This window comes from Rhodococcus sp. NFXS4 (assembly GCF_058139645.1).
Window position 1 is genome coordinate 3,164,451 of record NZ_CP192221.1, and the last position, 13,057, is coordinate 3,177,507.

12 protein-coding genes are annotated in these 13,057 nt (G+C 69.8%); 9 read left to right on the forward strand and 3 right to left on the reverse strand.

Going from position 1 to position 13,057, the window contains the following annotated elements; translation table 11 throughout:
* Positions 1–3: 3 nt before the first annotated feature.
* The 7 genes from J4E04_RS14810 to J4E04_RS14840 all read left to right on the forward strand — a co-directional run bounded on the left by J4E04_RS14810 (position 4) and on the right by J4E04_RS14840 (position 7,560).
* Complete coding sequence (locus tag J4E04_RS14810; protein WP_222627494.1) at positions 4–906, forward strand: ferredoxin family protein; 903 nt, start codon at positions 4–6, stop codon at positions 904–906.
* A gap of 51 nt (positions 907–957) precedes the next feature.
* The gene (idi, locus tag J4E04_RS14815) at positions 958–1,539 is read left to right on the forward strand and encodes an isopentenyl-diphosphate Delta-isomerase (RefSeq protein ID WP_027503978.1); all 582 of its coding nucleotides are present in this window, start codon (positions 958–960) and stop codon (positions 1,537–1,539) included.
* A 59-nt stretch (positions 1,540–1,598) separates the two neighbouring features.
* Positions 1,599–3,257 carry a phospholipase D family protein gene (locus J4E04_RS14820; protein ID WP_490150556.1) on the forward strand — a complete coding sequence of 553 codons (1,659 nt, stop codon included), beginning with the start codon at positions 1,599–1,601 and terminating at the stop codon, positions 3,255–3,257.
* 51 nt (positions 3,258–3,308) lie between these two features.
* Positions 3,309–5,102, forward strand: coding sequence for a RecQ family ATP-dependent DNA helicase (locus J4E04_RS14825; RefSeq protein ID WP_490148902.1), 1,794 nt, complete (start codon positions 3,309–3,311; stop codon positions 5,100–5,102).
* A gap of 221 nt (positions 5,103–5,323) precedes the next feature.
* Positions 5,324–6,184, forward strand: a complete 861-nt coding sequence (locus J4E04_RS14830) for a cyclopropane mycolic acid synthase family methyltransferase (protein WP_027503980.1) — start codon at positions 5,324–5,326, stop codon at positions 6,182–6,184.
* Positions 6,185–6,226: 42 nt separating this feature from the next.
* The gene (locus tag J4E04_RS14835) at positions 6,227–7,054 is read left to right on the forward strand and encodes an MBL fold metallo-hydrolase (protein WP_490148903.1); all 828 of its coding nucleotides are present in this window, start codon (positions 6,227–6,229) and stop codon (positions 7,052–7,054) included.
* An 86-nt stretch (positions 7,055–7,140) separates the two neighbouring features.
* The gene (locus J4E04_RS14840; RefSeq protein ID WP_222638235.1) at positions 7,141–7,560 is read left to right on the forward strand and encodes a ChaB family protein; all 420 of its coding nucleotides are present in this window, start codon (positions 7,141–7,143) and stop codon (positions 7,558–7,560) included.
* Positions 7,561–7,564: 4 nt separating this feature from the next.
* Here the strand turns inward: J4E04_RS14840 and J4E04_RS14845 are convergent, their stop codons facing one another.
* The 3 genes from J4E04_RS14845 to J4E04_RS14855 form a co-directional block, all read right to left on the reverse strand.
* Positions 7,565–8,758 (reverse strand): acyl-CoA dehydrogenase family protein, encoded by a 1,194-nt coding sequence (locus J4E04_RS14845; RefSeq protein WP_027503983.1) that lies wholly within the window; start codon positions 8,756–8,758, stop codon positions 7,565–7,567.
* Between the two features lie 10 nt (positions 8,759–8,768).
* The gene (locus J4E04_RS14850) at positions 8,769–10,883 is read right to left on the reverse strand and encodes a heavy metal translocating P-type ATPase (RefSeq protein WP_490150557.1); all 2,115 of its coding nucleotides are present in this window, start codon (positions 10,881–10,883) and stop codon (positions 8,769–8,771) included.
* Between the two features lie 101 nt (positions 10,884–10,984).
* Positions 10,985–11,266 carry a DUF1490 family protein gene (locus tag J4E04_RS14855; RefSeq protein ID WP_056447595.1) on the reverse strand — a complete coding sequence of 94 codons (282 nt, stop codon included), beginning with the start codon at positions 11,264–11,266 and terminating at the stop codon, positions 10,985–10,987.
* 210 nt (positions 11,267–11,476) lie between these two features.
* Between J4E04_RS14855 and J4E04_RS14860 the strand changes: the two genes are divergently transcribed.
* Positions 11,477–12,262, forward strand: a complete 786-nt coding sequence (locus J4E04_RS14860) for an ATP-binding cassette domain-containing protein (RefSeq protein ID WP_490148904.1) — start codon at positions 11,477–11,479, stop codon at positions 12,260–12,262.
* A complete protein-coding gene (locus J4E04_RS14865) occupies positions 12,259–13,035 on the forward strand; it encodes an ABC transporter ATP-binding protein (RefSeq protein ID WP_490148905.1) in 777 nt (258 codons plus the stop codon). Before J4E04_RS14860 ends, J4E04_RS14865 begins: the two co-directional genes overlap by 4 nt.
* The last annotated feature ends 22 nt before the right edge of the window (positions 13,036–13,057 follow it).

A 13,057-nucleotide genomic window follows, 5' to 3' on the forward strand; every position in this document is an offset into this window, starting at 1 on the left:
CCGGTGAGCACCACCGCGGCGTGGCGCCCGTGCAGCGACAATGCTCGTGATCGGGGAGACACGTTGGCGGGAAGCGGTTCTCGCGGAGAACGATGGTTCCTCGTCGAGGTCGCGGGAAGTTGGGGCCCGTCGGCGTTCCTCGATTCCCCGTCCGTCCTCGATCCCGTACTGGGTGGAGCGCTCGTGCGCCGCATCGAGAGTGCCGGATTCCGCCCCCTCGCCGTCCGGGAGCCCGGCCGTCGCCGAGGCCGCGGCCGGTGGCGGTGGGCGTCGGTGGACGCACGGCCGGGGCACGAGAGCGTGCACCGGGGCGAGGTGTCCGACGCGGCCGAACTGCTCGACGTCCCGCTCGACGGATCGTCGGGTACCGCGTCGACGGAGACCATCGTGGCCGTGTGCACCCACGGCAGGCACGACCGCTGTTGCGCCGTCCGCGGTCGCACGATCCTCGGGCCGGCCGTGTCGGCGTACCCCGGCGAGGTGTGGGAGTGCTCGCACCTCGGTGGCGACCGGTTCGCCGGCACGATGATCGTCCTGCCGCACGGTCTCTACTACGGCAACGTCGACGACGCGGACGTCGTCCGCATCCTGCGCCGCCACCACGACGGACTCGTCACCCCGGAGTTCCTGCGCGGCCGCAGTGCGCTCTCGGGGGCCGTGCAGGTGGCCCAGCACGCCGCACGAACCGTCCTGCAGGACTTCGCCATCGACACCCTGCATCCCCTGTCGGAGGCTCCCGGCCCGGACGGTCGGCGACACGTCCTCCTCGACCACCACGGGGACACCGTCGAGGTGGTCCTCCAGGAGTCTCGGTCGGCGCCGATCCTCACCACGTGCCACGCCCGCGTCGCCGGGCCGGTGCGCACCCACGAGGTGGTGTCCGTCCGCCCGTCTCGGCCCCGCTGAGCGACCACTACTCTGGACCGGAGGCCGGTCGTACATCCGGAAGGGACACGTGTGGAACTCGTAGTACTGCTCGATGAGGACGGCCGTGCCATCGGCACCCACGACAAGGCCACTGTGCATCACGACGCCACACCGCTGCACCTGGCGTTCTCGAGCTACGTGATCAACCGCGAGCGCGAGGTCCTGGTGACACAGCGGGCGCACGACAAGCGCACCTGGCCCGGAATCTGGACCAACACGTGCTGCGGACACCCCGCGCCGGGTGAGCGTCTCGACTCCGCGGTTCTGCGGCGCCTCGATCACGAACTGGGTATCGGTGCGGACAGCGCGGCTCCGGTGCTCCCGTCGTTCCGGTACCGCGCCGTGATGGACAACGGCGTGGTCGAGTACGAGATCTGCCCGGTGTTCCTCGTCCTGCACGACGACAGGACCGTCGATCCGCGACCGGACGAGGTGGCCGACTACCGCTGGGAACCGTGGAACGAGTTCGTCGCGACCGTGTTGGCGGGCGAGAGCGATCTGTCGCCGTGGTGTCAGGACCAGGTCCGTCAGCTGCACGCCCTGGGTTCCGACCCTCTGGCGTGGCCCACCGGCGGCACCGAGTCCCTCCCACCCGCGGCACGCGTCGCGTGACGCACGGGTCGGGACGACGCGCGGTCGAGACGGGTGCACCACCGCGCGGCAACGTGCTGATGACGGCGGTCGACCGCATCTCGAACGCTCTGGGTCGGTCGTCGATCTTCGCCGACATCGACTTCGACGACGAGACGCATCCCTGGTTCCTGTCCGCGGAGGAGCGCGCCAACCCGGACACTCGCATCCGCGCCTGGACGGAGGGCAACCGTTGCGTCGCTCTCGTGCACGGCGACACCTACTTCCGCGTGCTGAACGAGCACCTGGCCGACGCGAAACCGGACGATCTGGTGTTGTTCACCGATTGGCGCGGCGACCCGGAGCAGGTGCTCACCGACCGCGGTCCGACGGTCGAGGACGCGCTGACCGGTGCCGCTTCGCGCGGTGTCGTCGTCCGAGGTCTGCTGTGGCGCTCGCACGCGGAGGGCCTCGGATACACCGGCGGCAAGAACAGTGCCCTCGCGACCGCGCTCGAGGACGCGGGCGGTGAGTGCGTTCTCGATCAGCGCGTTCTGGCCTTCGGGTCCCATCATCAGAAGCTCGTGGTGATGCGCTCCGCGTCGCGGCCCGGCGGCAACGTCGCCTTCGTGGGCGGGATCGATCTGGCCCGGTCGCGACGCGACGATGCGCACCATCACGGCGATGCCCTGAGCCGACCGTTTCCGCCGGAGTACGGGGAGACCCCCGCCTGGCACGACCTGCAGCTCGAGATGCGCGGTCCGGCCGTGCGCGACGTCGAGGACACCTTCCGGGAGCGCTGGGAGGATCCGGCGGCGCTGTCGCGGCTGCCGTGGCACGTGGTGAGCGACGTCGTCCGCCGGCACCGGCGCGAGCCGTCCGAGCTGCCCACTGCCCTCCCCGACCCGGAGGCGACGGGAACGTGCTCGGTGCAGTTGCTCCGCACCTACCCGCGTCGCCGACCGTCCTACCCGTTCGCGCAGGACGGCGAGCGCAGCGCGGCCCGTGCGTACGCCAAAGCCCTCGGTCGCGCCGAGCGCCTGATCTACATCGAGGACCAGTACCTGTGGTCCGTGGACGTCGCGCGGGTCTTCGCGCGTGCGCTGCGGCGCTCGCCCCGGCTCCGCATGATCATCGTGGTACCCCGGCACCTCGACGACGACAGTGCGATGACCATCCCGCCGTCGCTCCTGGGTCACGCCGCCGCGTTGGATCTACTACGTGACGCGGGCGCCGACCGGGTGCTCGTCCTCGACGTGGAAAACGACGACAGCGTGCCGGTCTACGTGCACTCCAAGGTCTGCATCGTCGACGACGTGTGGGCGGCCGTCGGTAGCGACAACTTCAATCGCCGCTCCTGGACGCACGATTCGGAACTCACGGCGGCCGTGGTCGACGAGGAGCGGGATGCGCGCGAGCCCGTCGATCCCGGTGGCCTGGGTGACGGTGCGCGGGTGTTCGCCCGAGATCTCCGACTCGAGCTCCTCGCCGAACACCTGTCCCGTGGGAGCGGCGCGGACGCCGACGTCGCCGACCTCCTCGACCCGGACGACTGCTTCGACGCGGTCGCAGATCAGGTCAGTGAGCTCGACGCGTGGCACGACGGGGGCCGCGACGGTGATCGCCCGCGGGGACGGTTGCGCATGCATGCCATCGAGGTGCCGCCGCTGTGGAAGCAGCGGGTGTTCTCGCTCCTCTACCGGCTGGTGGTCGACCCCGACGGCCGACCACTGCGGCTGCGGTTGACGCGCCGCTTCTGACGGTGCGGCCGCGCAGGATTCGCACGCCCACTCGCGGGTACCTGGGCGTTCGTGAGCCCCGACACCGTCCCACCGCCCGACATCGATGCGGCCGCGCGGGCGCTCGGTCATGCCGAACTGCATCCGCGACAACGTGACTCGATCGATGCCGTCGTGTCCGGACGAGACGTGCTGGCACTGCTGGCGAGCGGTTTCGGCAAGTCGGCCATCTATCAGGTCGCCGCGTCGCTGCTCGACGGGCCGACCGTCGTCCTGAGCCCGCTCATCGCGTTGCAACGCGATCAGGTGGACGGTCTGCGTCGTCGGTCGACACACGTGCGGGCGGTCGCGGTGCACTCCGAGCAGAGCGACACCGAGAACGAGCGTTCGTGGGAGTCCCTCGCTCGCGGTGAGGCGACCATCGTCTACCTGACGCCGGAATCAGCCTCGCGGGACGAGGTGCAGGATCGGCTGCGCGCACTCGGCGTCGCGTGCATCGCCGTCGACGAGGCCCACTGCATCGCCGCCTGGGGCCACGATTTCCGTCCGGCCTACCTTCGTCTCGGTCACGTGGCCGAGGCGATCGGACGCCCGCCGATCATCGCCGTCACCGCGACAGCTCCCCCGCCGATCCGTGACGAGATCACGACGCGCCTCGGCATGCTCGATCCGTTGACGGTGGTCGGCTCCTTCGATCGGCCCGAGATCCGGCTGTCCGTCGTCCGGCACCACGACGCGGACATGGCACTCCGGGCGGCCGTGGACGATGTCGTCCGGCGCTCGGAGTCCGGCGGGCAGGCCGGAGGCCGGTCGGAGTCCGGCGGGCAGGCCGGAGGCCGGTCGGAATCAGGCGGGCAGGCCGGAGGCCGGTCGGAGTCCGGCGGGCAGGCCGGAGGCCGGTCGGAATCAGGCGGGCAGGCCGGAGGCCGGTCGGAATCAAACGGGCAGGCTGGAACCGGTCTCGTGTACACCGCCACTCGCGCGCAGGCGGAGGAGTTCGCGGCTCTGCTGGCGGAGCGCGGCCTCCGAGCGCTCGCGTATCACGCCGGTCTCGCACGGTCCGCGCGCGACGAGGCGCACGAGGCGTTCGCGGCCGGGACGGTCGACGTCGTCGCGGCCACGTCGGCGTTCGGGATGGGCATCGACAAGCCCGATGTCCGGTTCGTCGTCCACACTGCACCGCCCGATTCGCTGGAGCGGTACTACCAGGAGTTCGGCCGCGCTGGTCGCGACGGTGCGGACGCCGCTGCCGTCCTGAACTTTCGCGCCGAGGACCTGGGGCTGCCGTCGTTCTTCGCCACCCGCCGACCGCGCCGAGATGCGCTCGAGGCGGTGCAGGGGGCGCTGCGGTCAGCCACGGAACCGATGTCGACCGAGTCGCTCACGGGGTTGCCCGGCCTGTCACCGCGCGCTGTGGAGACCGCCCTGGAGCTGCTCGATCACGTCGACGCCGTGCACCACACGGACGCCGGGTGGGTGCCCGGCAGCCTCTCGACGACCGAGGCCGTCGAGCGTGCACTGGAGGCGGCTCGCCGGCAGGAGACGGCGGCGCGATCGCGGGTGGAGATGGTGCGGACCTACGCCGAGACACGGCGATGCCGACGACAGGTGCTCCTCGAGTACCTCGGCGAGGTGACGGAGCAACTCTGTGGTCGGTGCGACACCTGCGAGTCCGGCACCGCGGCCGAGTCCGACGTCAACGGCGGTGACACGAGCTACCAGCCCGGCGACACGCTGCATCACCGCGACTGGGGCGCGGGGAACGTGGTGTCGGCCGAGGCGGACCGCGTCACCGTGCACTTTCCCGAACACGGTTACCGCACTCTGGCGACCACGATCCTGGAGGAGCGCGACATCACCGAGTGACAGCCTCGAAACGGACCTTCGACGACCTGCGGGAGCCGAGAACCGGGACCGACCACGACGGACGCGCGAGACTCGGACCGCAGGTTCGTTTAGCGCGTCGACCTGGCGGTTCCGAGCGCGGATCGACTGGGAAGACCGTAGATTCGCGCATGACAGACATCCCCGGGGGAGGGTGTGCCGTCGCTCCTTCCTGCCCGTCGAGTGTGAGGTTGCTAGACCACATGACAGACCTGAAGCCCTTCTTCAAGAACGTTCAGTCGCACTACGACCTGTCCGACGACTTCTTCGCGCTCTTCCTCGACCCCACGTGGACGTACAGCTGTGCGTACTTCGAGCGCGAGGACATGACGCTCGAGGAGGCACAGCTCGCGAAGATCGATCTGGCCCTGGACAAGTTGGGCCTCGAGTCGGGCATGCGCCTGCTCGACGTCGGCTGCGGATGGGGAACCGCGATGATCCGCGCCCGCGAGCGGTTCGATGTGGACGTGGTCGGCCTGACGCTCAGCGAGCACCAGTTCGGACGCGTCCAGTCCCGTCTGGACGACCTCACGGGCGACCGCAAGGCCGAGGTACGCCTGCAGGGCTGGGAGGAGTTCGACGAGCCGGTCGATCGGATCGTCAGCATCGGCGCCTTCGAGCACTTCCGTCGCGCGCGCCACGTCCCGTTCTTCGAGAAGGCGCACTCGCTGCTCCCCTCCGACGGAGTCATGTTGCTGCACACCATCGTCGGCTACGGACTGGACGATCTGGCGGAGAAGGGTGTCGCCGTCGACAAGCGCGACGCCGTCTTCATGCGCTTCATCCTCCGGGAGATCTTCCCCGGCGGGGAGCTCGAGCGCCCGGGCACCATCCAGGAACGCGCGACGTCCGTCGGGTTCTCGGTCGACCGGGTGCACTCGTTGCAGCAGCACTACGCCCGCACGCTGGAGATCTGGACGGAGAACCTCGAGGCCCGCAAGGACGAGGCCATCGCGATCGCCGGCGACGAGGTCTACGAGCGCTACATCAAGTACCTCGGCGGATGTGCGAAGCAGTTCCGCCGCGGAACCATCGACATCATGCAGTTCACGCTGTCCAAGTAGAACCAGGTCGTTTGGGACCATGTCGGCGGGGAAGCCGCCGGCATGGTCTCCCACGGCAGCTACACGTTCGTCGGTAACGCGACCGGGTTGGTGAGCTACGGCGACATCACGCTGCTCACCGATCCGAACTTCCTGCACGCCGGCGAGCGTGCCTATCTCGGTCACGGTCTGTTCTCCACACGCCGTCTCGATCCGGCCGTCTCGATCGACGAGTTGCCACCGCTGTCCGCGATCGTGTTGTCGCACATGCACGGAGACCACTGGGACCGGCGCGCACAGAGCGGGCTCGACCAGGCGCTGCCGGTGTTCACCACGGGTCACGCTGCCTCGAAACTGACCCGTCGCGGCTTCGAGGCGGCGACCGGACTGTCGACGTGGGAATCACGACGCCTGCGAGTCGGAGAGCAGGTCGTGACGATCACGGCGATGCCCGGTCGGCACGGCCCCGTCTGGGCACAGCGTCTGCGGGTGCTTCCGCCGGTGATGGGCACGATGCTCGAGTTCGGATCCGCGGAGTCCGACACCGTCGACCTGCGCGTGTACGTCTCCGGCGACACCCTGATGGTCGACGAGCTCCGGGAGATCCCCACGCGCTATCCGGACATCGACACCGGTGTCGTGCACCTCGGTGGCACCACCCTGCCGTTCGGGCAGAACCCGCGCTGGGGAGCGATGGTGACGATGGACGGCCGCCAGGGCACCGACGCCATGCAGCTCGTCGACCCGGCGCAGGTACTGCCCGTGCATGTCGACGACTACGGTGTCTTCGCCTCTCCCCTGTCCGACTTCTCCCGCGAGATGCGCGCGCGAGGTCTCGGTGACCGCATCACCTACGTCGGGCGCGGCGAGACGGTGCCGCTGAGACGGTGACGTCGGCAGGGTTTTCGCGTCTCGGGACGCGGGTAGGCCACCTGGACACGAGACCCGACGTCAGGACCCGAGAGAAGGAGGCAGTCGTGCCCACCACGAACGACGACGGCAAGCCCATCGAGTCGGAGCTGCCCTCCACCCTGCAGAAATCGGACGAGAAGGCGCAGCGCACCTTCGCGAAGACACTCGACTCCGCGGAGGAGGAATACGACGACGAGCAGCGGGCGCACCGAGTCGCCTACTCCTCGCTGAAGCACAGCTACGAGAAGGTGGGCGACCACTGGGAGCCGAAGGACGAGAAAGGCCCCTCCGACGAGCGCGCCGAGAGCGGCGGCCCGAATCCGAAGGGCCGCAGCGCGGGCGGCGTCGACGCGAACGCGTCGAAGAAGCATCTCGAGGAGGTCGCTCGCGACCTCGACGTTCACGGCCGCTCGACGATGACCAAGGACGAGTTGGTCGACGCCATCGACAAGGAGAACAGGAAGCAGACCGCGAAGAAGCGGTGACAGGTCAGCGGAACGCCTGTTGTCCCGTCAGCGCCTTACCGATGGACAGCATGTGCATCTCGCTGGTCCCCTCGTACGTGAGCACGGACTCCAGGTTGTTGGCGTGCCGCAGAGGTGAGTACTCCAGAGTGATGCCGCTACCGCCCAGGATCGTGCGGCACTCGCGGGCTATGGCGATGGCCTCGCGGACGTTGTTGAGCTTGCCCAGACTCACCTGATCCGGCGTGATCTCACCGCGGTCCTTGATCCTGCCGAGGTGGACGGCGAGAAGGAACCCCTTGCCGAGCTCGAGTGTCATGTCGGCCAGCTTCTGTTGCGTCAGCTGGAAACTCGCGAGCGGCCGGTCGAACACCTCGCGAGAATTCGCGTACGCGATGGCGGTCTCGAGGCTGTCCCGCGCTGCGCCGAGAGCGCCGAACACGATGCCGAACCGCGCCTCGTTGAGGCAGGAGAGCGGAGCTCCGAGACTGGTGGCACCGGGCAGCATCGCCGACGACGGGAGCCGGATGTCGTCGAAGACGAGTTCCGCTGTCACCGAGGCGCGCAGCGACAGCTTCTTACCGATGGCGTGCGCGGCGAATCCCGGTGCGTCCGTGGGCACGACGAACCCACGGAAGCCCTCGTCGGTCCGCGCCCACACCGTCGCCACGTCGGCCAGGGTGCCGTTGGTGATCCACATCTTGGAGCCGGAGAGGATCCAGTCGTCGCCGTCCCGTCGCGCACGGGTGCGCATCCCGGACGGGTTGGAACCGAAGTCGGCCTCGGTCAGTCCGAAACACCCGATGGCCTCCCCGGTGGCGAGACGTGGGAGCCATTCCTGCTTCTGCTCCTCCGACCCGTACCGGTGGATCGAGAACATGGACAGCGAGCCCTGCACGGAGACGAAACTCCGGAACCCGCTGTCACCCGCCTCGAGTTCCATGCACGCGAGGCCGTAGCTCACCGCGTTGGTCCCGGCGCAGCCGTACCCCTCGAGGTGCATGCCCATCAGACCCATGCCGCCGAACTCGCGAGCGATCTCCCGCGGCAGCGTGCCGGCCTCGAACCAGTCCCCCACCTCGGGCTTGAGCCGCTTGTCGACGAACGCGCGGACCGTGGCCGCGATGTCCCGCTCGTCCTCGTCGAGCAGGGAGTCGGCGGCGAAGAGATCGAGTGGTCCGACGGGTGCTGCGGTGGTGCGCGGTGCGGTGGTCGTCATCCTGTCGAACCTACCCGGATCCGGGCCTGTACTCGATGAGTCTCGCGCTGTTTCCGACGACGATGACGGACGACGCGTTGTGCAGGATCGCCGCGAGTACCGGTGACAGCGCTCCGCCGGCACTCACGGCCAGCCCGATCGCGTTGACCGCGATCGACATGGCGTAGTTCTGGCGGATGACGGCCACCGAGCGCCGCCCCAGCGCGCGCACGTCGAGCAGTCGTGCCAGATCGTCCCCGGCGAGAGCGACGTCCGCGGTCTCCACCGCCACGTCGGTCCCGGCGGCGCCCATCGCGATGCCGATGTCCGCGGCCGCGAGCGCCGGCGCGTCGTTGGTGCCGTCGCCGACGACCGCGACGATGTGGCCCTCGGCCTGCAGGGCGCGGACGACGTCGAGCTTGTCCTCGGGCATGACCTCGGCGCGCCACTCGTCGATACCGAGCTCGGCCGCGACGGCGGCGGCCGTGGCCGGGTTGTCCCCGGTGAGCATCACGATGCGGTGCACACCGTCGGCCCGCAACGCGCGCAGTACCTCGGCGGCGTTGTGGCGGATCTCGTCGCGCAGACTGACCAGCCCGACCAACACGCCGTCGACCGCGAGGAGCAGAGGCGTCTCGGCACGGTGCTGCAGACGGGACACCCAGTCGGACGCCTCCTCGGAGACCTCGACGTTCTCTCTGCGCAGCAGCGACGCACTGCCCAGCAGCAGTGTCCGCCCGTCCGAGACGGTCCGCATGCCCAACCCGACGAGCACCTCGCACTCCTCGTGCGGTGGAATCTCGATGCGACGTTCCTCGGTACTGCGAATCACGGCTTCCGCCAACGGATGCCGAGAGTGGATCTCGGAGCTTGCCGCATAGGCGAGCACCTGCTCCGGCTCCCACGCGTCGTGGAACGCGATCACGTTGGTCACCACCGGGCGCCCGACAGTCAGCGTTCCCGTCTTGTCGAAGACGACGGCGTCGACACGGCCTGCCTGTTCGAGGTGGGACCCGCCCTTGATGAGGATTCCGCGCCGGGCACCGTTGCCGATGGCAGCGCTGATGGCGGTGGGGGTGGACAGACCGACCGCGCACGGGCACGCGACGAGCAGCATGGTCATGGCCCGGCGGACGTCACGGGTGACGAGCAGCGTGGCGGCCGAGAGCAGGAACGACGCGGGCACGAAGCGACGGGAGAAGTTGTCGCCCACCGTCTGGATGGGCGCGCGATCCTCCTGCGCCTCTTCGACCCGGGCGATGATGCGGCCGATCGCCGTGTCGCGACCCACGGCCGACGCGCGGACGACGACGCGGCCGCGCAACACGACGGATCCGGCCGACAGCCGGGTCCCCACGGTCACAGTGACCGGCAGCGTCTCGCCGGTGATGGCGGACTGGTCGACGACGGCGTCGCCCTCGATCACGGTGCCGTCGACCGGGACTCCGACGTGATCGTGCACCACGACCTCGTCGCCGACCTCGAGCGAGTCGATGTCCACGGAGACCTCGGCACCGTCACCGGTCCGGATCCACGCGGTGTCGTGGGTGCCGCTGAGCAGATCCGAGATGGCACGCCTGGTGCGGCGCAGCGTCAACTCCTGGAGGTACTCGCCGATGTTCAGCAGCCACAGCACGGTGAGGGCGACGACGTTCTCACGCAGGACGAGGCTCGCGACCGTCGCCGCGGACACCAGGGCGTCCGTTCCGGCCGCGCGGCCTCCCGTGAGGGACCGCACGGCGCCCTTCAGGAAGGGATAGCCGGTGAAGACGGTGACCCCGGTGGCGACGAGCCGACTGGTAGGGCCCAGCACGGGAGGTCGGCGCAGCGCGTACCGGCGCAGGCCCAGCAGGACCAGGGCCGCTCCGCCCACCGTCATGCGCAGCAGCTCGCCGGTACCGACGTCTGCCGACCGTGGTGTGCGCACCGCGGCATGGCCCGGCGTGAGCGCGGTCGCCGCGGGTACGGCCGTCAGCGCGGCCAGCACCGACGCGGCGTCGGTACGGGAGCGGGAGTACCAGACGACGACGGACGCCGTCCGAGGGAAGGCGTGCACGGCGCGGACACCGGGAACGGCGTCGAGAAAGTCCTCGACCGCGACCGCGCGGACGTCACTGCCGGCGATCCAGTCGAGTCGGACGCGCATCCTGCCGGCGCCGTGGGACAGGACCTCGGGTGCTGCGGGTGTCGGCGTCTCGGCGGGATCGGTGTCCGTGCGAGCGGCGACCGCGGTGCTCACGTCGGCGCTCAGTGGTCGTGGCCGTGACCGACGTCGGACGCCGCCGGGGGCCGCACCTCCTCACCCATGCGATCCTTCGCCTCGGCGACCACGTCGGAGACCGCGAGACGGGCGGACTCGGCCTTGACCTCCGCCTTGCGCACCCCCCGCAGGCTCACCTCGGTGACCCGGACGGCAGCCTCGCGCAGCGGTGCACGCTCGACGACCTTCTTCACACCGTTGTAGGCCGCGACGCCCACGACCCCGGTCACGACGGTGGACGCCGCCTTGGCGATGACGGGAAACATCATGGTGGGACTCCCTCTGCACCGCGCTGCGAGCAGCTGCGGATCGGTGACGGTGGATCGCCTGCGAGGACGACGTGCAGCGATCATAGCGTTACCGACAACCGTTGTCGGATCGGACGGGCGACGTCGGCCGGTTTGCCCCCATCGTCACGAACCCCTACTGTCTCGACGACAACGATTATCAGTATCGACAGAAGGCGGAGGAACACCACCGTGCTCGAGGTCGAGGACCTGACCGTCCGGGTCGGCGTCACCACGCTCGTGACCGGCATCACGTTCGATGTCGTTGCGGGACACCGTGTCGCACTGGTCGGCGCGTCCGGCTCCGGGAAATCCGTGATCGCGTCCGCCGTCGTCGGCGTCACCCCTCCCGACCTGGTCGTCGCCGGTCACGTGCGCATCGGTGGTCACGACGTGGCGGGCACGCCCGTCCCCCGCCGCCCCCGTGACGCCCGGACGGCGATGGTCTTCCAGGACGCGTCGTCCGCACTCGCCCCCTTCCGCACCGTCGGACGGCAGCTCGATCTCGCACTGCGCCATCGCGGCGAGGCGAGTCGGCGACGTGCCGATCGAGAGGAACTGTTGCGGGGCATGGCTTTCACCGATCCCGAGCGCATCGCGGCAGCGCGTCCGGCCCAGCTCTCCGGCGGGCAGCGTCAGCGTGTCTGCATTGCGATGGCTCTGGCCTCGAATGCCCCGGTGATCGTGGCCGACGAGCCCACCACGGCACTCGACGTGGTCAGCCAGAGCACCGTCGTCGCGACTCTCGGCGCCGCGACCGGCGGCGATCGAGGACCCGCCCTGCTGTTCGTCACGCACGATCTGGCCGTCGCCGCCGCTCTCTGCGACCGCGTCGTGGTCGCCGACCGGGGAACGATCATCGAGACAGGCACCGTCACAGACATTCTCGCAGCACCGCGCCATCCCGTCACGGCGAGGCTCGTCTCGCGCGCACGGTCCGCCGACGCGGCGCTGCACTCCGCCCCGGTCGCATCGTGACGTCGGGATCTCCCGGTCTGCACGGCCGCGCACTGACGCGCCGGTACGACGGACACACGCTCGCGGTCGACGACGTCACCGTCTCCGTCGCGCCCTCGGAGCGAATCGCACTCGTCGGCGCCTCCGGCTCGGGCAAGTCGACCCTGCTCCGGATGCTGCTGGCAATGGAGACACCCGACTCCGGCGAGGTGACACTCGACGGCGCCGCGATCCGGCCGGGAACGGCCCGCTCGACCCGCTGGTTCCGCCGCGAGGTGCAGTACGTTCCGCAGGATCCCGGTTCCTCACTGGACCCGCGTCGCACCGTGCTCGACTCGGTCGCCGCACCGCTGCGGTGGCTGCGGTGCGAGGGCGATCACCGCGCTCGCGCCCTCGCGGCTCTGGACTCGGTGGAGGTGGCCGCGTCGATGGTCGGCGCCCGCACCGGTGAGCTCTCGGGCGGCCAGAGACAACGGGTGGCCATCGCTCGCGCCCTCGCGTGCCGACCCCGCTACCTCGTCGCCGACGAACCGGTCAGTGGACTCGACCTGCCCCTGCGAGATCTCGTCCTGGATGTCCTCGAGACCGTGTGCGACCGCGACGGCACCGCGTCGCTGCTGGTGACGCACGATCTCGCCGTCGCCGCCCGCACGAGTGACCGTCTTCTGGTCATGACCGACGGCGTGATCGTCGAGACTGGCTGCACCACCACGGTTCTCGGGTCCCCGCAGCACACCCACACCCGCGCCCTGGTCGATGCGGTACCGCGTCTTCCCGTCCGCGCGCACCTGTAGTTCGTTCCGTCCGACCTTCCCT